The organism is Maritimibacter fusiformis, assembly GCF_008086115.1.
Taxonomy (GTDB): domain Bacteria; phylum Pseudomonadota; class Alphaproteobacteria; order Rhodobacterales; family Rhodobacteraceae; genus Muriiphilus; species Muriiphilus fusiformis.
In genome coordinates, this window is the sequence record NZ_VSIY01000005.1 from 91,701 (window position 1) to 115,915 (window position 24,215).

General features: G+C 67.0%; 21 protein-coding genes. 10 read left to right on the top strand and 11 right to left on the bottom strand.

The annotated features are described in order from the left end of the window. Positions 1 to 50: 50 nt before the first annotated feature. A complete protein-coding gene (gene infC / locus FVF75_RS08045) occupies positions 51 to 596 on the top strand; it encodes a translation initiation factor IF-3 (RefSeq protein ID WP_148377463.1) in 546 nt (181 codons plus the stop codon). Positions 597 to 674: 78 nt separating this feature from the next. Here infC and FVF75_RS08050 read toward each other — a convergent pair whose 3' ends face one another. The 9 genes from FVF75_RS08050 to FVF75_RS08090 all read right to left on the bottom strand — a co-directional run bounded on the left by FVF75_RS08050 (position 675) and on the right by FVF75_RS08090 (position 11,078). Next, positions 675 to 2,447 carry an OmpA family protein gene (locus tag FVF75_RS08050; RefSeq protein WP_148377464.1) on the bottom strand — a complete coding sequence of 591 codons (1,773 nt, stop codon included), beginning with the start codon at positions 2,445 to 2,447 and terminating at the stop codon, positions 675 to 677. Between the two features lie 157 nt (positions 2,448 to 2,604). After that, on the bottom strand, positions 2,605 to 3,387 hold the full coding sequence (locus tag FVF75_RS08055; RefSeq protein WP_148377465.1) for an FAD binding domain-containing protein: 783 nt from the start codon (positions 3,385 to 3,387) through the stop codon (positions 2,605 to 2,607). Positions 3,388 to 3,399: 12 nt separating this feature from the next. After that, positions 3,400 to 5,763 carry a xanthine dehydrogenase family protein molybdopterin-binding subunit gene (locus FVF75_RS08060; protein ID WP_148377466.1) on the bottom strand — a complete coding sequence of 788 codons (2,364 nt, stop codon included), beginning with the start codon at positions 5,761 to 5,763 and terminating at the stop codon, positions 3,400 to 3,402. A 92-nt stretch (positions 5,764 to 5,855) separates the two neighbouring features. Further along, the gene (locus FVF75_RS08065) at positions 5,856 to 6,206 is read right to left on the bottom strand and encodes a hypothetical protein (RefSeq protein WP_148377467.1); all 351 of its coding nucleotides are present in this window, start codon (positions 6,204 to 6,206) and stop codon (positions 5,856 to 5,858) included. Further along, on the bottom strand, positions 6,203 to 6,688 hold the full coding sequence (locus FVF75_RS08070) for a (2Fe-2S)-binding protein (RefSeq protein ID WP_148377468.1): 486 nt from the start codon (positions 6,686 to 6,688) through the stop codon (positions 6,203 to 6,205). The genes FVF75_RS08065 and FVF75_RS08070 overlap by 4 nt, the downstream gene beginning before the upstream one ends. Before the next feature lie 116 nt (positions 6,689 to 6,804). After that, positions 6,805 to 7,812 (bottom strand): molybdopterin-binding protein, encoded by a 1,008-nt coding sequence (locus FVF75_RS08075; protein ID WP_148377469.1) that lies wholly within the window; start codon positions 7,810 to 7,812, stop codon positions 6,805 to 6,807. After that, on the bottom strand, positions 7,812 to 8,783 hold the full coding sequence (locus FVF75_RS08080; RefSeq protein WP_148377470.1) for an XdhC family protein: 972 nt from the start codon (positions 8,781 to 8,783) through the stop codon (positions 7,812 to 7,814). Before FVF75_RS08080 ends, FVF75_RS08075 begins: the two co-directional genes overlap by 1 nt. 136 nt (positions 8,784 to 8,919) lie before the next feature. After that, positions 8,920 to 10,167, bottom strand: coding sequence for a vWA domain-containing protein (locus FVF75_RS08085; protein ID WP_425463226.1), 1,248 nt, complete (start codon positions 10,165 to 10,167; stop codon positions 8,920 to 8,922). Beyond that, entirely contained in the window at positions 10,164 to 11,078 is a 915-nt protein-coding gene (locus FVF75_RS08090) for an AAA family ATPase (RefSeq protein WP_148377471.1), read from the bottom strand. Before FVF75_RS08090 ends, FVF75_RS08085 begins: the two co-directional genes overlap by 4 nt. A 93-nt stretch (positions 11,079 to 11,171) precedes the next feature. On the opposite strand from FVF75_RS08090, the gene FVF75_RS08095 reads away from it, so the two are divergent. From FVF75_RS08095 to ppsA, 9 genes are all read left to right on the top strand, one after another. Continuing rightward, positions 11,172 to 12,206, top strand: a complete 1,035-nt coding sequence (locus FVF75_RS08095; RefSeq protein WP_148377472.1) for an AbrB family transcriptional regulator — start codon at positions 11,172 to 11,174, stop codon at positions 12,204 to 12,206. Positions 12,207 to 12,252: 46 nt separating this feature from the next. After that, positions 12,253 to 12,873 carry a LysE family translocator gene (locus FVF75_RS08100; protein WP_148377473.1) on the top strand — a complete coding sequence of 207 codons (621 nt, stop codon included), beginning with the start codon at positions 12,253 to 12,255 and terminating at the stop codon, positions 12,871 to 12,873. A 147-nt stretch (positions 12,874 to 13,020) separates the two neighbouring features. Continuing rightward, positions 13,021 to 14,043 carry a glycosyltransferase family 2 protein gene (locus tag FVF75_RS08105; protein WP_148377474.1) on the top strand — a complete coding sequence of 341 codons (1,023 nt, stop codon included), beginning with the start codon at positions 13,021 to 13,023 and terminating at the stop codon, positions 14,041 to 14,043. Between the two features lie 6 nt (positions 14,044 to 14,049). After that, the gene (locus FVF75_RS08110; protein WP_148377475.1) at positions 14,050 to 14,688 is read left to right on the top strand and encodes a sulfotransferase; all 639 of its coding nucleotides are present in this window, start codon (positions 14,050 to 14,052) and stop codon (positions 14,686 to 14,688) included. Further along, positions 14,688 to 17,039: a glycosyltransferase family 2 protein gene (locus FVF75_RS08115; RefSeq protein ID WP_148377476.1), complete on the top strand. Its 2,352-nt coding sequence runs from the start codon at positions 14,688 to 14,690 to the stop codon at positions 17,037 to 17,039. Before FVF75_RS08110 ends, FVF75_RS08115 begins: the two co-directional genes overlap by 1 nt. Before the next feature lie 18 nt (positions 17,040 to 17,057). Further along, positions 17,058 to 17,795, top strand: a complete 738-nt coding sequence (locus FVF75_RS08120; protein ID WP_148377477.1) for an FkbM family methyltransferase — start codon at positions 17,058 to 17,060, stop codon at positions 17,793 to 17,795. A gap of 1 nt (position 17,796) precedes the next feature. Further along, positions 17,797 to 18,828, top strand: a complete 1,032-nt coding sequence (locus tag FVF75_RS08125) for a glycosyltransferase family 2 protein (RefSeq protein ID WP_148377478.1) — start codon at positions 17,797 to 17,799, stop codon at positions 18,826 to 18,828. 143 nt (positions 18,829 to 18,971) lie between these two features. After that, complete coding sequence (locus FVF75_RS08130) at positions 18,972 to 19,910, top strand: phosphoadenosine phosphosulfate reductase (RefSeq protein ID WP_246138036.1); 939 nt, start codon at positions 18,972 to 18,974, stop codon at positions 19,908 to 19,910. An 80-nt stretch (positions 19,911 to 19,990) separates the two neighbouring features. Beyond that, positions 19,991 to 22,384 carry a phosphoenolpyruvate synthase gene (gene ppsA, locus FVF75_RS08135; RefSeq protein ID WP_148377479.1) on the top strand — a complete coding sequence of 798 codons (2,394 nt, stop codon included), beginning with the start codon at positions 19,991 to 19,993 and terminating at the stop codon, positions 22,382 to 22,384. 36 nt (positions 22,385 to 22,420) lie between these two features. Here the strand turns inward: ppsA and FVF75_RS08140 are convergent, their stop codons facing one another. Continuing rightward, positions 22,421 to 22,663, bottom strand: coding sequence for a TadE/TadG family type IV pilus assembly protein (locus tag FVF75_RS08140; RefSeq protein ID WP_148377480.1), 243 nt, complete (start codon positions 22,661 to 22,663; stop codon positions 22,421 to 22,423). Between the two features lie 191 nt (positions 22,664 to 22,854). After that, the gene (locus tag FVF75_RS08145; protein ID WP_148377481.1) at positions 22,855 to 24,069 is read right to left on the bottom strand and encodes a DegT/DnrJ/EryC1/StrS family aminotransferase; all 1,215 of its coding nucleotides are present in this window, start codon (positions 24,067 to 24,069) and stop codon (positions 22,855 to 22,857) included. Positions 24,070 to 24,215 lie beyond the last annotated feature (146 nt).

Sequence of the window (24,215 nt, forward strand, 5' to 3'; positions counted from 1 at the left end):
AGACTACCTTTCGGCGCCAAACACTCTGAAACCGCAGAAGGAACACAACCATAGCCCGCAGACCCCACAACGCCCCGCCGACGCGCGACACCGGACCCAAGGTCAACGAACGTATTCGCGCCCCCGAAGTTCGGTTGATCGGCGCGGACGGCGAAAACCTTGGCGTTGTCACGCCCGAGCGCGGCATCGAACTGGCCGTCGAGGCCGGGCTCGACCTGGTCGAGATTTCACCCAACGCCAATCCGCCGGTCTGCAAGATCATGGATTTCGGCAAGTTCAAATACGAGACGCAAAAGCGTGAGGCCGAGGCGCGCAAGAACCAGAAGACCATCGACATCAAGGAGGTCAAGTTCCGCCCCGGCACCGACACCCATGACTACGAGGTCAAGATGCGCAATGTCGTCAGGTTCCTCGAGAAGGGCGACAAGGTGAAGGTGACGCTGAGGTTCCGGGGGCGCGAGATGGCGCACCAGAACATCGGGCGCGGACTGCTGGAACGGGTGGCCGAGGATGTCAAGGAATTGGGCAAGGTCGAGAACATGCCCAAGATGGAAGGCCGCCAGATGATCATGATGATCGGTCCGCTGAACAAATAGGCCGCCGATCGACCGGAATGCGAAAAGCCCCCGCTGCTGCGGGGGCTTTGTCGTTTGTGGGGCCCGGTCCGGGCCGGCTCAGCGCAGGAGCGGCGTGATGTTGCGCACGGTGGCGCGGCGGTTGCGCCGCTCGGCCTCGTTGGTGCGGATCTTCAACTCGCTCTCGCCGTAGCCCTGGGTGATCAGGTTTTCCGGCGGCACGTCGAAATACTCGGTCAGCGCCAGCGCCACGCTCTCGGCCCGCCGGTCCGACAGCGCGAGGTTGTAGCTCGCATCCCCGACCGCGTCGGTATGACCCTCGACCAGGAACACCGCGCCGGGCACTTCCTCGATCACCTCGCGGATCGCGATGCCAAGGCCGGCAAGCTGTTCGGCCTGCGACGGCTTGATCACCGCCGAGCCGGTGTCGAAGGTGATCGCGTCGACCTCGATCATCGGGGCGAGATCGCGCACCTCGGCGTATTGCCGGATCTGGCGCAGCGAGAAGCGGCGTCCGGTTTCGGCGTTCATCGAGGCGATCAGCGCCGCGCGCAGCGCATCTTCATCGTTCGCCGACAGGGTCTCGCGCGCCGGCGGCTGCCGGTCGTCGATCACGACCCGGTCGACGGGTTCGCTCGGCTGGGTGTCGTCGAACAGCACATAGCGGCTGCCGTCCGGCAACACCCGGGTGCGCTTCAGCGCGGTGCCATTGGCTGCGCGGATGGTGATGATCCGGGTGCCGTCGGGCTGGGTCACCACGGTGCGCACCGAACCATCGTCGAAGGTGCGCGTCACCACTTCCGAACCGGGGCGGCGCAGGATCTCGTCGTCGTTCTTGAGAACCTCGAGCGTCCCGTCGGGGCGACGCACGACGATGCGGTCGCCGGAGTTCGAGACGATCTTGGCGCCGTTATACAGGATCGTGCCGACCGCGACCGCGCCCAGCCCGATCAGCAGCGCGCGTTCGAAATCGGACATGCCGCTACGCGCCTCGGGCGTGCGGTTCTCGGCGCCGACCGCGGTGTCGAATTCCTCGCTGGACGAGCGCGCTTCCTCCTCGGTGACTTCTTCCACGGTCACGTCGGCATCGCCTTCCATCCCCGCGTCGGGGTCGCCTTCGGCCTCGGCCTCGGCCGCGGCGGCGGCGGCTTCGGGCATCTCTTCCGGGGTCGTCTGGGCCGCCTCCGGGCGCGGCTGCGGCGCAGTGGCGGCGCCGTCGCGACCGTCTTCGGTCGCGCCGTCCGCTGCCGGCTGTTCGTCGGCGGCGGGTTGGTCTTCGGCGGGCTCTTCTTCTTCTGCGGCCGGTTCTTCCTCGGCGACAGGTTCATCCGCGGGTGTTTCCTCGGCGACCGGTTCATCCGCAGGCGTTTCCTCGGCTTCCGGTGCGTCCTCGATAACCGGCTCGTCTGCCGGCTCCTCTTGCGCCTCCGGTGCATCCTCAGGGGCCGCCTCGTCGGGTTGCGGCTCCGCGTCGGCGGGTTGATCTTCTTCCGGGGCGGTGCCCATGAGGTCTTCGACCGCCTCGCCCGCCTCCTCGATCACGCTGTCAAGCAGCGACTTGTCGTCTTCCGCCGCCGGCTCCTCATCGGCGCTGTCGTCCGGGGCCGGTTCGGCGGCGGGCGGGGTATCCTCCGGCGGGGCGTCCGCGGCAGGCGCGTCCTCGCTGTCGCCGGTAAGTTTCTCGCGGGCCAGTTCGGCGGCATCCTCGATCACCGTCCCGTCTTCGAGTTTGCAGGGGAACGGTCCCATGATGCCGCAGATCTCAAGCTCTGCCCCAGCCTCGCCTTGCGAGCTCTGGCCGACCGCAGGCGGTGCCATCATCGCAGCGCAAAGCGCCAGCGCAGAGGTGGATTTGAGGGCATTGGTCAGCATGGCAAACTCCTTCATTGGCCCGCAGGTGCGGGGCATTCGCAGGAGTTAACACATGGGACCGGCCAAAGTTCCAATCACGTGCGCGCGGGCGATGGCGGGCGGCGGCTTGTCGCCGGTCCAAAGCATTCGCCCGCGCGGGACGCGGTCGGGCCGGATATCAGCCCGCGGCGGCGACCGCGCGGCGGGTCATCACGCCGATCAGATGCGCGCGGTAGTCCGGCCCGCCGTGGATGTCGCCGATCATGCCTTCGGGATCGACCGACAACCCCTCCAGCGCGCCCGCCGAGAAATCGGAGGCCAGCGCCGCCTCGGCTTCAGCCCACCGGAACACCCCGCCCTCCGAGGCCCCGGTGACCGCCACGCGCACGCCATCCTTGCCCTTGGACACGAACACGCCCACCAGCGCGAACCGCGACGCGGGTTGATCGAACTTGGCATAGGCGGCCTTGTCGGGGATCGGGAAATTCACCGCCGTGATGATCTCGCCCTCGTCCAGCGCGGTCTCGAACAGCCCGGTGAAATAGTCATCCGCCGCGATCTCGCGTCGGTTGGTGACAACGGTGGCCCCCGATCCCAGCACGCCCGCCGGATAGCAGGCGGAGGGGTCGTTGTTGGCGATCGAGCCGCCGATCGTGCCCCGGTTGCGCACATGCGGATCGCCGATACCGCCGGCCAGCTTCGCCAGCGCCGGGTAATCCGTCTGCTGCGCTACTTCCGCATGGGTGGTGGCCGCACCGATGGTCAAGACCCCACCCGAGGCCGACAGGCCCCGCAGCGCGTCGATGGCAGTCAGCGACACCAGCTTGCCCGGCATCGCCAGCCTCTGCCGCAAGGTCGGGATCAGCGTCTGCCCGCCGGCCAGCGCCTGCGCGTCGTCATCGGCCAGCGCCGCCACGGCCTCATCCAGGGTCCTGGGCCGTTCAAACTCGAATGCATACATCGTCCGTCCTCCTCAGCCCTGCATCGCCGACCAGACGCGCGAGGGCGTCAGCGGCATGTCGATATGGGTGATATCATGGCCCGCGCGCACCAGCGCATCGACCACCGCGTTTACCACCGAGGGCGGCGACCCGATGGCGCCCGCCTCGCCGCAGCCCTTCACCCCCAGGGGGTTGTGGGTGCAGGGGGTCTGGCAGGAATGGTCGACCGCGTAGAACGGCACATCGTCGGCGCGCGGCATGGTGTAGTCCATGTAGCTGCCGTTCAGAAGCTGGCCGTTCTCGTCATAGACCGCGCCTTCCAGCAGCGCCTGGCCGATGCCCTGGCCGATGCCGCCATGCACCTGCCCGTCGACGATCATCGGGTTGATGATGTTGCCGAAATCATCTGCCGCCGAGAAGCGTTCGATGGTGACCTTGCCGGTTTCCGGGTCGACCTCGACCTCGCAGGCATAGGCCCCCGCCGGGTAGGTGAAGTTCGCCGGGTCATAGAACGCGGTTTCCTCGAGCCCCGGTTCGAGATCCTCGAGCGGGTAGTTGTGCGGCACATAGGCCGCCAGCGTCACGTCGCCCCAGGCCACCGACTTGTCGGTGCCCGCGACGGTGAACTGGCCATCCTTGAGCTCGATATCGCCGTCAGACGCCTCCAGAAGATGCGCCGCGATCTTTTTCGCCTTGGCGATGATCTTCTCGGTCGCGCGCACCATCGCGCTGCCACCCACCGCCAGCGAACGCGAGCCATAGGTGCCCATGCCCATCGGGGTGTTGGCGGTGTCGCCGTGCACGATCTCGACCATCGAGGGGTCGATGCCGATCATCCCGGCGACCACTTGCGGAAATGCGGTCTCATGCCCCTGCCCGTGGCTGTGGCTGCCGGTCATCACCACCAGCCCGCCGGTTGCGTTCACGCGCACCGTGGCACTTTCATAAAGCCCCGCGCGCGCGCCAAGCTGGCCGACGAGGTTCGACGGCGCGATGCCGCAGGCCTCGATATAGCAGTTGACGCCCAGCCCGCGCAGCTTGCCGCGCGCTTTCGACTCCGCCAGCCGCTTTTCGAAGCCCGAGAGATCCGCGATTTCCTCGAGCTTGTCCATCGTCGCAACATAGTCGCCGGTGTCGTATTCCACCGCCACCGGGGTGGCATAGGGAAACTGGGTGATGAAGTTCTGCCGCCTCAGCGCGATCGGATCGACGCCCAGTTCCCGCGCCGCCTTGTCGATCACCCGCTCAAGCTGATAGGTCGCCTCGGGCCGCCCGGCGCCGCGATAGGCATCGACCGGCACCGTGTTGGTGAACACCGCCTTGACGTTCACGTAGATCAGCGGGGTCTTGTAGTTCCCCGCCATCAAGACGCCGTGCAGCCAGGTCGGAACCGACGGCGCGAAGGTCGAGAGATACGCGCCCATGTTGGCATGCGTATCGGTGCGCAGCGCGGTGAAGTTGTTTTCGGCATCGAGCGCCAACTGGATCGTCGTGACGTGATCGCGCCCGTGGCAATCGGTGATGAACGCCTCGGAGCGGGACGAGGTCCATTTCACCGGCCGGCGAAGCTGTTTCGCGGCAAAGGTGCAGAAGGCTTCCTCGGCATAGTGGAAGATCTTCGAGCCGAAGCCGCCGCCCACGTCGGGCGAGATCACCCGAAGCTTGTGTTCGGGAATGCCCAGCACGAAGGCGCCCATCAAAAGCCGGATCACATGCGGGTTCTGGCTGGTGGTGTAAAGCGTGCTCTCGTCGCTGTGTGCGGCATAGTCGCCGATGGCCACGCGTGGCTCCATCGGGTTGGCGACAAGGCGCTGGTTCACAAGCTCGAGCGTGGTGACATGCGCCGCCTTCTGGAACGCCTCTTCGACAGCGGCCTTGTTTTCCTCGACGAATCCCCAGTCGAAACAGAGGTTGTTCTTGAGGTCGTCATGCACTTTCGGCGCATCGTCGGCCAGCGCCGCCTTCATGTCGATGACCGCCGGCAGTTCCTCGATATCGACTTCGATCGTCTCGGCGGCGTCGCGCGCCTGGTTCAGCGTCTCGGCCACCACGGCAGCAATCGGATCGCCGACATGGCGCACCTTGCCGCGCGCCAGCACCGGATGGGCCGGTTCCTGCATCGGGTCGCCGTGCCTGTCGGTGACCTGCCAGCCACAGGGCAACCCGCCGACATCGGCAAAATCGTCCCCGGTGAACACCCGCACGACCCCCGGCATCGCGCGCGCCGCCTCGGTGTCGACCCCGTTCAGCCGCCCATGCGCCACCGGCGAGCGCAGGAAATGCACGTAAAGCTGACCGTTCACGTTGATGTCGTCGGTATACCGGCCCTTGCCGGTCAGGAACCGAACATCCTCACGCCGCTTGTCGGGCGCGCCGATGCTTCCATCTGCGGGCATGTCTTGATCCTCCCTGGTTGCGGGCCCCCGGCCCACTTCTGCGGCGGGCCGGGGACATGGTTCGCGCCGGGGCGTGCCCGGCTGGTGCAGCCTTAGTATTCGTTCCAGTAGTCGACGAGGGTCTGGGCCGCCCAACCCCGGTCATCGCTGTCGGATTCGCTCTGAACCACGAGGATCGCGAATACCTGACCGCCCGACGAGGGGCACATGATCACCACGTCCTGCAACCCGGGCTCAAGGTCATAGCCGTAGAGCGACCAGGTATCGGCCCCTGTCGAGCCGCCGCCGTGGGCGAACATGTAGCGGTTGATCACGCTGCGGCCCTGCTCCATGCAGGCGCCGCTGGAGGTCATGGTCTCGAGATGGGTGATCGACCAGCCTTCTGCCATCGCCGGCAGGGCAAGGGCACTCAGACCAAGCGCGAGAAATGTGGAACGAATCATGCTGCAAACTCCTTGGATACATCCTGACCCGAGGCCGCCAGGATCGCTTTAACTATGTTGTGATACCCTGTGCAGCGGCACAGATTGCCTGACAGCCAGGCACGCACCTCGGCCTCGGAGGGCTTGGGATTCTCTTTCAGCAGCGCGGCGGCGGCCATCACCATGCCGGGGGTGCAAAACCCGCACTGCAATCCGTGATGATCCTGAAACGCCTGCTGGATGACGCCGAGCGAGCCATCGTCATTCGCCATCCCTTCGATGGTGGTGACGCTGGCGCCGTCCGCCTCGAGCGCGAACATGTTGCAGCTCTTGACCGATTTGCCGTCGACATGGACGGTGCAGGCCCCGCATTGGCCGGTGTCGCAGCCGACATGCGTGCCGGTCAGGCCGAGCGTGTCGCGCAGGAAGGCCGACAACAGCGTGCGCCCCTCCACCTCGCCGGAGCGTTCGGTGCCATTCACACTCATGGTGACCTTGGTCATGTGGTCCTCCCTGGATTTTTCTTTTCGGTCAGTTAAGCACCGAAATCACGACTTGAGAACACCCGATTTGCAGGATTCTCCGCCAACGCCTTGGTGAGGCGCGATTTTGTCGGGGGTCAGCGCCGGCTTTCGCGCGGTTGCCGGCGGCCCGGCATCTCCTTGAGAAGCCCGCCGACGCCCATGCGCGCTGTATCCTCCGGCCCGACGGCCAGCCCGGCGGCCAGCCGCTCCAGCACCCAGTCGGCACCGTTGAGCGCGGGCGACCGGGCACAACCCGGCAACCCGATCATGGGGCGTCCATCCGCCATGGTGCCGTGAAACAGCAGGTTGCCCGGGTCGACCGGCAGGCCGAATCGCACCACCTGCCCGCCGGCCCGGCGCAGCGCCTCGGGGCCGACATCGCGCGGGTCCGACGTGGCCGAGGCGGTCAGCACCAAGACCATCGGCGCTGCCGCCGCCGCCAGCGCGCGGGCCAGCGCGTCGGTTTCGTGCGGCACCGTGGTCACGTCCGTCAGCTGCATCCCCAGCGCGGCCAGCCGCGCCTCGATGGCGCGGGTGCCCTTGCCGGTCTCTTCGCTCGACCCGGCCTCGTGGCTGGTGACAATGAGTTCCGCCGCCGCCACCACCACCGGGGCGAGCGAGATCGCGCCGCGTCCGGCCTCCGCCGCCGCCTCGATCGAGGCGCGCGCCAGCCCGTAGGGGATGATCTTGACGGTGGCCAGCATCTGCCCCGCCTCCATCCGCTGCCAGGGCTGGACGGTGGCCAGCGTGATCATCTCGTCGGTGGCATTGACCGCCATCAGCCGCGAGGGGTCGAGCCGCGCCAGCCCGACCCTGTCGGCATGGATGTTGACCCGCCCGGTGTGGGCAGGCGCGATGCGCAGGCCCACCGCCCCGGGGTCGGGCACCAGCGCCTCGGCGATGATCCGCGCCGCCTCGTTTTCGCCGACATCGTCCGGGCCCAGCCGCGCCACGGTGACCTCGGCCAGCCCCGCCGCCGCCAGCGCCTCGATATCCTCGACCCCCAGCACGATCCCCTTTTTGAGGCGCCCGCCCGGCACCTTCACCGAATGCGCCAGCACCGCGCCCTCGGCTTTCGCTATGGGGACCGGCCCGAACTCCATCAGCCCTGCCTCAGAACGCGGGTGATCTCGGCCAGAACCGCCACGGCGATCTCGGCGGGAGATTTCGCGCCGATGTTCAGCCCGACCGGGGCGTGAATGCGCGCCAGCTGCGCCTCGGAACAGCCGCGCCCGGCCAGCCGCTCCAGGCGTTTTGCATGGGTGCGGGTCGAGCCGAGACAGCCCAGGTAGAACACGTCCGAGGCCAGCGCCGCCTCGATCGCGGGGTCGTCGATCTTGGGGTCGTGGCTCAGCGTGACCACGGCGGTGCGTGCATCGAGGCCAAAATCGGGCAGGACATCGTCGGGATAATCCTCGCGGATATCCTCGCCGGGAAAGCGGTGTTCGGCGGCAAAGGCGCCGCGCGGGTCGATGATCAGGGGGTCATATCCCGCCATCCGCGCCATCGGCACCAGCGACTGGGCGATATGCACCGCCCCGACCACCACCATGCGAAGCGGCGGGTTGTGCACCGCGACGAAGGTTTCACCATCATCCTCGACCCCCGAGCGGTCGGCGCGAAACCGGTCCGGGAACTCCGCGACCCCGGCCAGCCGCCGCTCCCATGCGGCAAGGTTGACCACGTAGGCCACCGGCCGGCGCGCGGCACGCGCCGCGACCAGGTCGGCCAGCATCGCCTCGGGCATCTCGGCGCCGACCGGCTCGACCAGCACCCGGATTGTGCCGCCGCAGGCCAGCCCGACGGCAAAGGCGCTGTCATCGGACACTCCAAAGGTCAAAAGCCGCGAACCGCCCGCCGCCAACGCCTCCTGCGCCTCCAGAACCACCGCCCCCTCGACGCAGCCGCCGGAAACCGAGCCCTCGATCTCGCCCGCGCCCGAAACCACCAACTGGCTGCCCACCGGACGCGGTGCCGACCCCCAGGTCTCGACCACCGTTGCCAGAACCGCGCCGCGCCCGTCCCGGTGCCACGCAAGCGCCAGTGCGGGAATGTCGTCGAATGCCTCTGCCATCTGATCCTCCCTCCCGAAATGGTGGCACCGCCGCGCGCGCTCCGCAAGCCGCCCTTTCATCTTGGCACACGTACTCCGGGGGTCGTGCGGTTTGCCTGCAAACCGCGCGTTCGGGGGCAGCGCCCCCGGCTCTGCCTCAGACCAGCGCCATCAGCCGCGCCTTGTCGCCGGGGTCGTCTGGGCGCGCGATCGCCCGCGCCAGGTCTTCCAGCGCCGCGATATTGTGCCCGGCGCGCAGCGCATCCACATGCGGCAGCATCGCGCGGATACCGGCGGCCCGGGGCGCGAAGCCTTCCCAGCGCAACAGCGGGTTCAACCAGATCAGATGCCGCGACGACAGGTGCAGGCGTTCCATCTCGCGCCCCAGCACGCCTGCGTCGTCACGATCCAGGCCGTCGGTGATCACCAGAACCACCGCTCCCTGCCCCATGACCCGGCGCGACCAGTCGCGGTTGAAGGCGTGCAGGCAGGCCCCGATCCTTGTGCCGCCCTCCCAATCCTGCGCCTCGGCCCCGGCGGCGGCCAGCGCCGCGTCGACGTCGCGGGTGGCCAGATGCCGGGTGATGTTGGTCAGCCGTGTTCCGAAGGTGAAGCCGTGCACCCTTGCCCAGCCCGCCCCCTTCTGGTTGGCAATACTGTGCAGGAAATGCAGCACCATCCGGCTGTAGGCCGACATCGAGCCGGATATGTCGCACAGCACCACCAGGTTCGGCCAGCGCGTGCGGCGGTTGCGGGTGGCCAGGTCGCGAATCTCGCCGCCCTGGCGCATCGCGGCGCGCATGGTGCCGCGCCAGTCGGGCAGTTTGCCATGCCGGGCCATGATCGTGCGACGGCTGGCGAGCGGTTTGACCGGCAGGGTCAACCGGGCCAGCATCCGCTTGGCCTCGGCGATCTCGGCCAGCGACATCTGCTCGAAATCGAGGCGGCGCAGCCGTTCCTCGCGCGACATGGTCAGGGTGGCGTCGACCTCGATCTCGGTCTCGCCGCCGTCCTCGCCAAGCTCCGGCAGGTCGCGCGCGACACCGTCGAGCAGGGCCTCGGCGGCGCGTTTGGCACCCGCATCCGCGGCGCGTTCCTCCTGCACCCCGCGCAGCGCCGGCAGCATCATCGCCATCATCTGCTCGACATAGCGCGGATCGCGCCAGAACAGGCGAAACACCTGGTGAAACACCCGCCGCTCCTCGGGGCGCGAGACAAAAACCGCGTGCAGCGTCCAGTAGAAATCGGCGCGCTCGGTAAACCCGGTGGCGGCGACTGCGCGGGCCGCGTCGATCACCTTGCCCGGCCCGGCCTTCAACCCTGCGGCGCGCAGGGCGCGGGCGAAATGGGTGAGGTTCGCGGTCAGGCGCGGGTTTTCGGGCAGGTCGAGGTCGGGCAGGCTCATGGCCGCTCTGCCAGCGCCTTGCGGCTGTCATCGAGCAGGCGCGCCGCCTCGGAGCCGGCAAGGCGCTGAATGTCGTCCTGGTATTTCAGGATCGCGCCGATGGTGTCGGCGATCACCTCGGGGCTGAGCGCGATCACGTCGAGCGCGAGCAGGCACTTGGCCCAGTCGATGGTTTCGGCCACGCCCGGTTTCTTGAACAGGTCCTCGGTGCGCAGGCGCTGCACGAAGGCGACGATCTCGCGCGACAGGGTCTGCGAGGCCTCGGGGGCGCGGGCGGCAAGGATCTGCATCTCGCGGTCGAAATCGGGGTAGTCGACCCAGTGGTAGAGGCAGCGCCGTTTCAGGGCGTCATGCACCTCGCGGGTGCGGTTCGAGGTCAGGATCACGATCGGCGGCTCAGGCGCGCGGATCGTGCCAAGTTCGGGGATCGTGACCTGGAAATCCGACAGCGCCTCCAACAGGAAGGCCTCGAACGGCTCATCGGTGCGGTCAAGCTCGTCGATCAGCAGCACCGGCGGCCCGCCCGGCTGCGGTGACATCGCCTCGAGCAGCGGGCGGCGAATCAGGAAACGGTCCGAGAACAACTCGTCGGTCAACGTCTCGCGGTCCGTGCCCTCGGTCACTTCGGCGGTTCGGATCGCCACCATCTGCGCCGGGAAGTTCCATTCATAGACCGCCGAGGCCGCATCCAGCCCCTCGTAGCATTGCAGCCGGATCAGGCGCCGGTCCAGCCCCGCGGCCAGTGCCTTGGCGATCTCGGTCTTGCCGACGCCCGCCTCGCCTTCCAGAAACAGCGGCCGGCCGAGTTTCAGCGCGAGGAAGGCCACCGTCGCCAGCGCGCGGCCGGTGACGTAGTTCTGGTCCGACAAAAGCGTCTCGACCGCCTCGATAGAGCCCGGGATAGCCTGCATGAATGGTCCTCCGCTTTTGCATTTGGGCCATGAGCACCCCGGCAAGGTCAAGCCCCGCTTGCCTTTTTGCGCGGCTCGGGGCATCGCGGAGGCATGGGGCCCGTGACCAAGCCACGTCTGATCGCAGTTGCCGCCGCCTGCCTGGGCACGGCGGCATTCTGGATTGCGGGCCTGCCTCTGCCGCTTTTGCTGGGGCCGATGACCGGATGCCTGGTGGCGGCGCTGATCGGCCTGCCGATGCAGGGGGTGGGCGTGATCGGCACGGTGATGCGCACCATCCTGGGCGTGGCGATCGGGGCCAGCATCACGCAGGAGACGCTGGCGGCGCTTGTCGAGTATCTGCCGACCCTGATCCTGATCCCGCCCTTCGTCGCCGCCGTGGGCGCGGCGGGATACCCCTACCTCAGACGGGTGGCCGGGCTGGACGCGCCGACCGCGTTCTATGCGGCGATGCCGGGCGGGCTTCAGGATATGTTGCTGTTCGGCGAAGAGGCGGGCGGCGATCCGCGCGCCCTGTCGCTGATCCACGCGACCCGTATCCTGGTGATCGTGTTCGTCGCGCCCTTCCTGATCGCCTGGGCCTATGGCATCGACCTGACCGCCGCACCGGGCGTGTCCGCAGTCGATGTGCCGCTTGGCCAGATCGCGCTGATGATCGTGGCCGGGCTGGTCGGCTGGTGGGCGGCGGCCCGGGTGCGCCTGTTCGGCGCCTCGATCCTCGGGCCGATGATCCTGACGGCGGCGCTGTCGCTGGCCGGAGTGATCGACCAGCGCCCGCCCGCCGAGATGATCTGGGCGGCGCAGTTCTTCATCGGGCTGGGGGTGGGCGCGAAATATGCCGGCATCACCGGGCGGGAGTTGCGCGATTTCGTCGGCGCCGGGCTGGTCTATGCGGTGATCGCGCTGGCGGTTTCGGGGCTGTTCGTGTGGGCGGCGGTGTATCTCAGCCCGGCGCATCAGCTTGACGTGCTGCTGTCGTTCCTGCCGGGTGGCCAGGGCGAAATGGTGGTGGTCGCCATCATCGCCGGGGCCGATCTGGGCTTTGTCGTCACCCATCACCTGCTCAGGATCGTGATCGTCATCATGCTGTCGCCGCTGGTGGCGCGCCGCCTGATGCGGGGCGATTGACCTTTTCCGCCGGCTCTGCCCTGATCGCGGCAAAACGGAGAGACCCATGCAGATCGAGCTTTGGCTGGCCTATGTCGCGGCGACAATGGTGGTGCTGATCATCCCGGGGCCGACGATCCTGCTGGTGCTGTCCTATGCGCTGACCCAGGGCCGCAGGGTCGCGGTCGGGATGGCGCTGGGCGTGGCGCTGGGTGACCTGGTGGCGATCACGGCGAGCCTTCTGGGGCTCGGGGCGCTGGTGATGGCGTCTGCCACGCTGTTTTCGGTCCTGAAATGGATCGGCGCGGGATACCTGATCTATCTCGGGATCAAGCTGCTCCGGGCCGGGCCGGCCCAGATCGACCTGTCCGACCCCGACCCCAAGCCGGTGCGCCAGATCTTCACGCACGCCGCGATCGTGACCGCCACCAATCCCAAAAGCATCGCCTTTTTCGTGGCTTTCGTGCCGCAGTTCATCCGGCCCGAAGCCGCCCTGGCGCCGCAATTCACGTTGCTGATCGCGACCTTCGTCACACTCGGCACGCTCAATGCGCTGGCCTATGCGCTGCTCGCCGACCGCCTGCGCCGCCGCATCCGCAAACCGGCCGTCCTGACCTGGCTGAACCGGTTGGGCGGCGGGGTTTTGGTGACGATGGGGGCGCTGACGGCTACACTGGGGCGGTCATAAGCCTCGAATGCGCCGGAAACATTGACGGATTCCCCCGGATCGGTTCATACTATCCACAGAATTCGGCGTCAGACCGATGATATCCGGGCGGAACCAGGCAGGCGGTGACATGACCTCACTTCGATCCTTTGTGGCAGGGGCGCACCGATGCGCATAACGGCTGTCACCTGCGTGAAGAACGAAGGTCCGTTCCTGGTCGAGTGGATCGCCTTCAACCGCGTCATCGGCGTCACCGATTTTCTATTCTATTCAAACGATTGCACCGATGGCACCGACCGGAGTCTGGACCGGCTGGCCGACCTGGGCACGGTCACGCACCTGCCCAACCCCGCCCAGGGGCGCAACTACCAGATGGAGGCGCTGAAAGACGCCAAACGGCATGCGGTGGTGAGCGGGGCCGACTGGATCTGGATCGCGGATGTCGACGAGTTTCTGAACATCCATACGGGCCGCGGCACGATCCCCGATCTGATCGGGGCCTGTGGCGATCCGCAGGCTATCTCTGTCACGTTCCAGTTCTTCGCCAATGCCGGGATCGAGCGGTTCGAGGACCGGCCGGTGATCGAGCAATTCACCCGCTCGCACAATCCCGACATCTGGTGCGCCGAAACCGCGCAGGAGGTCAAGACACTGATCCGTCAAGATTTTCCGGTGAAGTATTACGGCGCCCACCGCCCCTTCATGCGCGACGGGCTGGCCAAGAAGGACCGACCGACCTGGACCGATGGAAGCGGGCGTCCGGTGCCGTGGAAGTTCCGCACCGCCGCCAACAAACGCCGCATCCGCAAGTTTCCGGCCAAGGGCGCGCGCGACTTCGCCACGCTGAACCACTACGCGCTGCGCTCGCTCGACAGCTACCTGGTCAAAAACGACCGCGGCGATGTGAACCGCGAAAACCGTGCCTTTGACGACACCTATTGGCGCGAGCGCAACGATGACGGGTTCGAGGACCGCACGATCCAGCGTTACCTGCCCCGGCTCAAGGCCGAGATGAAGCGGCTGTTGGCCGACAAGACGCTGGCCGCGCTGCATGACGAGGCGGTGGCGGCGCATCGCGCGACCCGCGACCGGCTGATCACCGACCCGTCCTATGCCACGCTGCGCGAACGCCTGCTGTCCGCCCCGCGCGAAAGCCCCGCCGAGCTTGAATTGATGGACCTTATATCGTGATATTTCATGCCGATACCTGATGATCTTAAAGTGATCAACCTGGGCCTGCCCAAGTCCGGCACCACCACGCTCAGCGAGGCGCTGGAACATGCCGGGATGCGCGTGGCCGACTGGAAGATCCGCCCAAGCCAAAGCGAGAAGATGCGCGGTTTTGTCGGCAAGCTGATGTACCAGGGCTATTACGACTGCGGCGACCCACTCTATCATTTCGACGAATTCAACGCCTTCACCGAGATCTCGATCGTGCGCGACGGCAAGAACATGTGGCCGCAGACCGATTGGGCACTGCTGTCCGCGATCCGCGCGCGCCATCCGGGCGTCAGGTTCCTCCTGTCGCACCGCGACCCGGTGAAACACGCCGATTCGATGCGCCGCTGGTCAAATCTGGGCACACGGCGCTTGCCGATGAAGGCCGTTCCCGGTCTGCCCGAGGGCTTCGGCTACAAGCCGGGCGAGCTGGAGCGCTGGATCGAGGGACACACCACCTTTTGCCGCCACGTCTTTGCGGGAGCGTCCGATTTCTTGGAGTATGACATCGAGGACCCCGAAGCGCCGAAGAAGATCGCGACCTATCTCGGCATCGACCTGCCGTGGTGGGGAACGGCGAACCGAAACGAAGAGCGCCCCGAAGGCACGCCCGCCTGATGCGGATCGTCGTGCATATCGGCCTGCCCCATTGCGGGGCCGAGGCGCTGCAGGCAGTACTGAACGACAAGCGCGGGCGGCTGTCGCAGCAAGGCGTGCTCTATTCCGGCGCGCTCGGGCGCAAGAATCACACCCGGCTTTACATGGCGGTGTCGGACCCCGGCCATGTCGACCCGCTGCGCGCCGCGCGCGGTTTCGCGGCCCCGCCGGCGCAAGAGCGGCTCAGGCGGATGGTGGCGCAGGACCTGGCGGCAGAGGTGGCGCGCGAGATGCCGTCGGTGCTGCTGCTGTCGGCCAGCCAGCTTGCGACCCTGCCGAACCGGGCCGAACTGGTGCGGCTCAGGACGTTGCTGAGCCCGATCTCGGACGACATCACCATCCTCGCCCATCTCGACGAACAGGCGCGGGTGATGCTGCGCCACTATGCCGATGCGCTGGAAAACGGCAGAACCGCACCCTTGTCGCGCGAGATCGAGGCGGCGGCGTCCCCGGACTGGCGGAAGGCAGCACTGGCCGACTGGGACCGCGTCGCCCCTGCCCTGAACGACATGCCCGAGATCCAGGCGATGCCGCACTGGCTGGACTATGCCGCGCTGACGCGACTTTGGGGCGATGTGTTCGGGGCGGACAAGGTGGTGCTGCGCCCCTATCGGCCCGAGGTGTTCCACGGCGCCGGGGTGGTCGACGAACTGCGCGAAATGCTGGGGCTGGACGCATCCATCGGCAAGGCCGAACCAGCCGCCATGCCCGCCGCGCCGTCGGATGAGACCCTGGCCCGCCAGCGCGCCTTGAACGAGATCTTCACCAAACTGCTGGCAAAGAGCCGGGTGATCCCGCGCCCGTTGTGGAAACGGCTGATGAGCGAGGTCGCGGTGCCGGGCGACCCGATCCGCCCGGGCCGCCTGTCGGACCTGTCCAAACGCTTCGAGGCGGAAAACCGGAGGCTCACCAAGGCGCATCCGTCGCTCGGGCCGGCCACCCTGAAACGCGACAGGGCGCTGAAAAATTGGCAGGAACCCCTGCCCGGCGGCGGCTTTCGCGCCACGCAATATGCCGCCGCCTTTCTGCCCCGGATCGAGGCCGCGACCCGCGCGGCCAAGGAGGCCCCTGACGAGGCCGCTCCTACCCCGACCGCGAAACCGGCGCGCAGCAACGGCCATGCCGTCCTGACGCCAAGCGCCGAGGCGATCCTGTCGGACCGCGCCAAGGAGAACTTTCACCACCTGCACGGCGGACGCTTCGCACCCCACAACCGGCTTGGCCATGTCAACGAGGAGGAACTGGCCGCCGCCTTCACCGAGGTGCCCGTGCGCACGCTGCCCGAAGGCCGCTCCGGCAATGTCATCGTCGGCTGCATGAAGGACGAGGCGCCCTATATCCTCGAGTGGATCGCCTACCACCGGATGATCGGGGTCGACAATTTCCTGATCTACACCAACGGCTGCTCGGACGGCACCGATGCGCTGCTCGACCGCTTGCAGGCGCTGGGGATCGTCCAGCATCGCGACAACGACGACTGGAAAGGCAACTCGCCGCAGCAGCACGCGCTGAACAAGTCGCTCAAGGAACCCCTGATCCAGAACGCCGACTGGGTGATCCACATCGACGTGGACGAGTTCATCAACGTCCGCTGCGGCAACGGCAGGCTGGACGATTTTTTCGAGCGCGTGCCGGATGCGACCAACGTGGCGATGACCTGGCGGCTGTTCGGCCACAACGGCGTCACCCGATTTGCCGACGACCTGGTGATCGACCAGTTCGACATGGCCGCGCCGAAGTATTGCCCCAAGCCGCATACCGCCTGGGGCTTCAAGACGATGACGAAGAACACCGGCGCCTATGAAAAGCTGTCGTGCCATCGCCCCAACAAGCTGCGTGATGAGCACGCGCCCAAGGTGCGCTGGGTCAACGGCTCGGGCCTGCCGATGTCTGAGGCCTATCACGAAAAAGGCTGGCGCTCGGACCTCAAGACCATCGGCTATGACCTTCTGCAACTCAACCACTACGCGCTGCGTTCGGCCGAAAGCTTCCTGATCAAGCGCCAGCGCGGTCGCGCCCTGCACGTCGACCGGTCGATCGGTCTGAACTACTGGGTCCGGATGGATTGGAGCGGCAACCGCGACATCACCATCAAGCGCAACATCCCGCGGGTCAGGGCCGAACTGGCGCGCCTGATGGCCGATGCCGAGGTCGCCCGCCTGCACGACGCCGGCGTTTCCTGGCACCGGGACAAACTGCGGGAACTGCACGGGGTGCCCGAATTCGAAGAGCTTTACACACAGGCGCTTGCCACCGACCTGACCGAGCTGGAGCGTGTCGCCTTCGCGCTGGCGCTCGACATGGAAAACTGAGCCGAAAGGAGGCACGCGATGCCCGATGCCGCCGCGACACCCGCCCATGATCCGCCCAAACACGGGCCCGAGGCTTTGGGCCATATCCGTTCGCGCGGGCTGCTGTTTCCCGACGATCCGGGCTTTCTTGCACCGCGCACCCGCAAGCTGTTGCGGTCCAACGACTACGAGTTGCGCGAGGCGGGCGCGGTGCGCGCGCTGGTCAAGGAGGACGACGTGGCGTTGGAACTGGGGGCCGGGATCGGCTTCATGTCGACGCTGATGGCGAAAAGCTGCAAGGCGAAACGGGTGCATGCCTTCGAGGCCAACCCGACCCTCATCCCCTATATCCGCCGGGTGCATCAGGCCAATGGTGTGGCCGACCGGATCGAGGTGACCAACGCGGTCCTGGGCAAGCGCAAGGGCAAGGTGACGTTCTATGAGCGCAAACAATTCTCGGCCTCGTCGCTGATCGCCGAGCCGACCGGCGAAGCCAGCCCGGTTCTGCGCGAGCACGAGGTCGAGGTGATGAACGTCAACACCGTGATCCGCAAGCTCAAGCCCAGCGTGCTGGTGTGCGACATCGAGGGGGCCGAGGCCGATCTGCTGCCCGCCGCCGACCTCACGCACCTGCGCCTTGCGGTGGTCGAGCTGCACCCGCAATGGATCGGCAAGGCGGGCGTTCAGGCGGTGTTCGACGCGTTTTCCGCCGCCGGGCTGACCTTCTTTCCGCGCCGTTCCGACAAGAAGGTCGTGACCTTCCGCCGGGATTGGTAGGATGCGCGCCACCGCCGTTCTGACGGTTCGCAACGAAGGCGCGTTCGTGATCGAATGGCTGGCGCATCACAAGGGCATCGGCTTCACCGATTTCCTGATCCTGTCCAACGATTGCGACGACGGCACCGACGCGATGCTCGACCGCCTCGCGGCGATGGGCGAGATCGTGCATGTCCCGAACCCCGGCCCGCATGACGGCGGCGTGCAGTTCGCGGCGATGAAGCTGGCCGACCGGCATCCGCTGGTCAGCGGCGCCGACTGGCTGATGACGCTCGACATCGACGAGTTCGTGAACATCCACGCGGGCGACCACAGCCTGGCCGCGCTGACCGCCGCCCTGCCCGAGGCGGATGCGATCACGCTCACCTGGCGGCTGTTCGGCAATTGCGGCGGCACCAGCTTCGAGGATCGCCCGATCACCGAAAGCTTCACCCGTGCCGCCCCCGAGGTGATGGTCTGGCCGTGGCGCGCCTTCATGTTCAAGACGCTCTATCGCAACACCGGCGCCTACCGAAAACTCGGCATCCACCGCCCGCGAAGCCCGGTGGCGGGCAAGGTCGAGGGGATGCGCTGGTTCGATGGCGAGGGCCGCGAACTGCCGCCCCGGTATCAACGGCAGGGCATCTTTTCGCCGTTCGGGCGGACCAACTATCGGCTGGCGCAGGTCAATCACTACGCGCTGGGGGCGATGGAAAGCTATGTCGTCAAACGCGACCGGGGGCGTGCTGTGCATGGGGGCGAACGGCTGGGGCTGGACTACTGGACCGAGCGCAACTGGTGCCAGGTCGAGGATACGACGATCCGCGCCACCGATCCCGTGACCGCGCCGCACCGGGCGCGGCTGATGGCCGACGCAACGCTGGCCCGGCTGCACGCGGAGGCGGTGGACTGGCGCCGGGCGCGGTTTGCCGAGTTGATGCAGGAGGAACCGAACCGCGCCCTGTTCGGCCGCCTGCTGATGTCGCCCCCGGCCCGGATGCTCGGCCCAGAAGAAGCCCGCCTCATCATGCCCCACACCCGCCCGCCGGCCTGACCAGCGCGTGCGACAGACTGTTGATCCCGTGCAGTCTTGCGCGACCGGGGCCGCCTGCCCTACCTAGTGTCTGTCGGTCTGGCCATCGTCACGCGGCGCATGCGGCTGCCCGACACACCGACCAGCGCAAACCGGGGGGTTACATGCGCGACGTGAGTGATGATGTCACCGCACTTGCCGGGGCTGAGACCGACGCCGACTGGGACGCGGCGCTGGAGGACATCGCCGAGCGTCGCGGCTATTACGACCCGCTGGGGGCGGATCACCTGGCGCTGTTCACCGATGCAGGCCCCGAGCTTCTGGTCACCTTCGAGGAGGCGGCGACGATTCGCGCCCGCCCAGGCCAGTCCCCGCTGGGCTGGACGCTTTGCCCGGATCGGGACTGGTCACGCCTCGTCCTGGTCGCGCGCCGCCAAAGCTGGTTTCGCGATCCCGAGGTCTATCGTTATTTCGACCGGCTGGCGGACGACGGCTTTTTCGACGAGTTTGACCGCGTGGTGGTCCACGGCGCCGGGCCTTGCGGCTACGCCGCCGCCGCTTTTTCGGTCGCGGCCCCCGGCGCCACTCTGGTGTTGACAGCACCGCAAGCCACGCTGACCCCCGCGCTTGCCGGGTGGGACCGGCGCTTTGCCGGCAGCCGACGGCTCGATTTCACCTCGCGCTATGGCTACGCCCCCGACATGACCGAGGCTGCCGCACGCGCCTTTTTGATCCACGACCCGGCGATTGCCGAGGACGCGATGCACGCGGCGCTGTTCCATCTCGCTGGCGCCGAGGTGATCCGCGCCCGCCATCACGGCGCACGGCTGGCCGACAACCTCGAGGCCAGCGGTGCATTGGCAAAGATCGTCACGACAGCGATGGTCGGCAGGCTCGACCGGCTCGCACTGGCGCGCGCGCTGCGCGCCCGGCGCGATCTGCAGCCCTACCTGCGCGGGCTACTCGACCGGCTCGAGGCGGCGGATCGCCCCGCGCTGATCGCCGCCCTGTGCCGCAACGTGGTGGCCCGCAAGCGCGCGCCGCGCTTTCGCCAGGCGCTGCGGCGGGCCGAGGCAGCGCTGGCACGAACCGCCGCCCGTTAGCGCGACCATTGACCTTGATCAACGCGCCCGGCGCGGCGAACCGCTAGTCGTATGGCAACCTCCGAGAAAGGACGATTGCCATGACCAAGACCACTGACTCGATTCGCCAACTGATCTGGTTCGAGGACCTGCGGCGCGAAGACGTCGCCCTTGTCGGCGGCAAGAACTCGTCCCTTGGCGAAATGGTGTCGCAACTTGAACCGCTGGGCATCAAGGTGCCGCCCGGGTACGCCACCACCGCGGATGCCTTTCGCGCCTTCATCACCGCGAACGATCTGCACCATGTGATCAAGGACACCATGGCCGCGCTCGATGCCGGCAAGATCACCCTGGCTGACGCCGGCAAGAAGGTGCGCGCGGCGATCATCGCCGGCGAGTTTCCCGAGGACACCGCACAGGCCATCGTCGCGGCCTATCACGAGCTTGGCAAACGCACCGGGCATGAACTTGCCTCGGTCGCCGTGCGCTCGTCGGCCACCGCCGAGGACCTGCCGGATGCGTCCTTCGCGGGCCAGCAGGAAACCTACCTCAACGTGGTGGGCGAAAAGGCGCTGCTCGAAACCTGCCGCAAATGCTTTGCCTCGCTGTTCACCGACCGGGCGATCAGCTACCGCAACGTGCAGGGGTTCGATCACCTCGACGTGGCGCTGTCGATCGGCGTGCAACTGATGGTGCGCTCGGACATCGGCGGCTCCGGCGTGATGTTCTCGATCGACACCGAAACCGGCTTTCCCAACGCGGTCCTGATCAACGCCGCCTGGGGGCTGGGCGAGAACGTGGTGCAAGGCGCGGTGACGCCGGATGAATACCAGGTGTTCAAGCCCTTTCTCGACAACGAGAAACTGACCCCGATCATCGAGAAGAAGCTGGGCGCGAAAGAAAAAAAGATGATCTACGCCGGGCTCGAGGGCGGCGACACCAAGAACGTGCCGACCTCGAAGGCCGAAAAAGAGGCCCTCGTGCTGTCGGACCCGGAAATCGTCGAACTGGCGCGCTATGCCAAGACCATCGAGGAGCATTACAAGTGCCCGATGGACATGGAATGGGCGCGCGACGGGGTGGATGGCGGCATCTACATCGTGCAGGCCCGCCCCGAAACCGTGCAGTCGCGCGCCGAGGTGGGCGCGATGCGCCGCTTTTCCGTCACCGGCCACGGCAAGGTGCTGCTTGAGGGCCTGTCGGTCGGGTCTGCGGTGGCGACCGGCACGATCTGCCTGATCGAGGACGTGAAGGACATCGACAAGTTCGTCGATGGCGCCGTCCTCGTCACCACCCAGACCGACCCGGACTGGGTGCCGATCATGAAACGCGCCAAGGCGATCATCACCGACGCCGGCGGGCGCACCTCGCACGCCGCCATCGTCAGCCGCGAGCTTGGCGTGCCCGCGATTGTCGGCACCGGCACCGCCACGCATGTGCTGCATGACATGCAGGATGTGACCGTCGATTGCTCCGAGGGCGACGAGGGGCTGATCTACGAGGGGTTCGCGGAATACGAGGTCGAGGATCTGGACCTCGCGAAAGTGCCCGAGACGCGCACCAAGATCATGCTCAACCTCGCGAACCCGTCCACCGCGGCGCGCTGGTGGCGGCTGCCGATCGACGGCGTGGGGCTGGCGCGGATGGAGTTCGTGATCAACAACGCGATCATCGCGCACCCCCTGGCGCTGATCCATTTCGATCAGGTCGAAAAGAAGAAAGACCGCGCCTTCATCGAAGACCTCACCAAGGGCTACGAGGACAAGGCGCAATTCTTCATCGACACGCTGGCGCGCGGGCTGAGCCGGATCGCCGCCCTGGCCTGGCCCAACAAGGTCATCGTGCGCATGTCGGACTTCAAGACCAACGAATATGCCGACCTGGTGGGCGGCAAGCAGTTCGAGCCGAAGGAAGAAAACCCGATGATCGGGTTCCGCGGCGCCTCGCGCTACTACTCGGAGAGCTACGAGCCGGGCTATGCGCTGGAATGCAAGGCGATCCAGAAGCTGCGCGAGGAGATGGGGTTCGAAAACGTCGTCATCATGATCCCCTTCTGCCGCTCGCTGGATGAGGCCGACCGGGTGCTGGAGGTTTCCGCCAGACACGGGCTGGTGCGCGGCGAGAACGGGCTGGAAATCTACGTGATGTGCGAGATTCCGGCCAACGTGATCCTGGCCGAACAATTCGCTGACCGCTTCGACGGTTTCTCGATCGGGTCAAACGACCTGACGCAGTTGACGCTGGGGGTCGACCGTGATTCGGGCGCGCTGGCGGAGTTGTTCGACGAATCCAACGACGCTGTGAAATGGATGATCGCGACGGTGATCGAAAAGGCGCACAAGTCGGGCAGCCATGTCGGGCTGTGCGGTCAGGCGCCGTCCAACAACCCCGCCTTCGCGCGCTTTCTGGTCGAGGCCGGGATCGACACGATCTCGGTCACGCCCGACAGCTTCATCGCGGTGAAGGAACACGTGGCGGCGGCCGAGAAGGGCTGAGACCGGTGAGGGCGCGGCGTCCGAGGGCGCCGCGCCTCAGATCTTGGCGCAGCGTTTCTGCATGCGTTTCAATTGCTTTTCATAGCTGATGTCCTTCTGGATCAGCTTGCCCTGGATCTCCATGCACTTGGCGATACGATCCGCCCCGGTCTGCGCCCCGGTCGCGATTGCGGCGGTGACGGCGACCGCGAGCCCGACCACCATCGCCGCCACGACGACGAACTCGACCGTGGTCGCGCCGGATTCGTCGTGCCGGAACGTGCGCCATCGCCTGCGCATCCGATTGGACACGTTGGATTCACCCGCGGACCGGACAGCGCACCGGCGCAGGCGTTCATTGTTCAAGGTCATGGCAGCACTCGCTATTGGTTTCCCGTTCCCGTTGCCCCCCGGCTTTGGTCACGGGACCGGGTATCGCTGCGAACTGCGACGGATTTTTGTCGATTTGGCCTTATTTCACCGGCAGGTGTTCACCAGACTGTTTCCTGACCGGGTTGTCGCGCCCTCACCTCCGTAACCTCGTCGCGGATGATCGTCGCAATCAGCGCGCAATCCTCGAGCGTGAAGGTCAGGGGCAGGCGCATGTCCAGAAGCCCCGCCAGCACCCTGTCGGTGGCCGGCATCGGTTTGGGCCCGGCGTAGCGCCAGAAGTGATAGCGCGAGGTGAAGCCCTGCGGCTCGGGTGCTCCGAACCATTTCAACTCGACCCCGCGCGCCGCGCAACGCGCCACCACCTCGGCCACGTCCTCGCCGGGCCAGTCGAGCAGCAGGAACTGGAAGGACGACATCACGTAGTCCTCGGCCTCGGGCCGGTCGATCAGCGTCAGCCCCGGCACCCCGGCCAGCCCCGCCTCGACCGTGCGGTAGCGTTCGTTCCAGCGCGCGCATTTGTCGGGCAAACTGGCCAGTTCCACCCGCAGGATCGCCGCGCGCAGGTTGTCCATACGGCCCGAAATGTTGGGGGTGTCATAGGTCACCGCCGCAAACGCCTCCGGCCCCGGCGCGGCAAGGTGGCGGTCGTGGAACATGTAGCTGCCCGACAGCATCACCGCGCGCGCCATCGCCTCGGCATCGTCGCTGACAAGCAGCCCGCCCTCGCCCGAGTTGAGGTGCTTGTAGGTCTGCGTCGAATAACAGCCGATCGCCCCGTGCCGCCCCGACATCACCCCGTTCCAGCGCGCGCCCATCGTGTGCGCGCAATCCTCGATCACCCGGATACCGGCCCCGTCACAGATCGCCATCAGACGGTCCATGTCACAGATATGGCCGCGCATGTGGCTCAGCATCAGCACATCGGCCTGACCGGACTTGGCCGCGAGGTCGTCGAGGTCGATCACCAGCCCCTCGGTCACGCCGACGAACACCGGCACCGCGCCGACGCTGGCAATCGCGCCGGGGACCGGGGCCAGCGTGAAGGCGTTGGTCAGCACCCTGTTGCCCGGCCCCACCCCCAGGGCACGCAGCGCCGTGGCCAGCGCATAGCCGCCCGAGGCGACCGAAAGGCAGTATTTCGCACCGATCCAGTCGGCAAATTCACGCTCGAGCAGCGCCGCCTCGGCCACCTCACCCGACACGGTGTTGTAGCGATGCAGGCGGCCCGTCCGCATCACCCGCACGGCAGCCTCGATCGCCGCCTCGGGCAGCGGCTCCTGCTGGGTGAACGATCCGGTGAAACGCGTTTTCATGAGGCGAGCCTGCTGCGGCGCGCGGGCGGCGTCAACCGATCTGCCGAGCTTCGGGCTTTCCCGCCCATTTCCGACCCGGCCACCAATTGCCTTGCAGCCTGACCGGTCACGGGTAAAACGGGGGGCGACACGACGAAAAAAGGCGA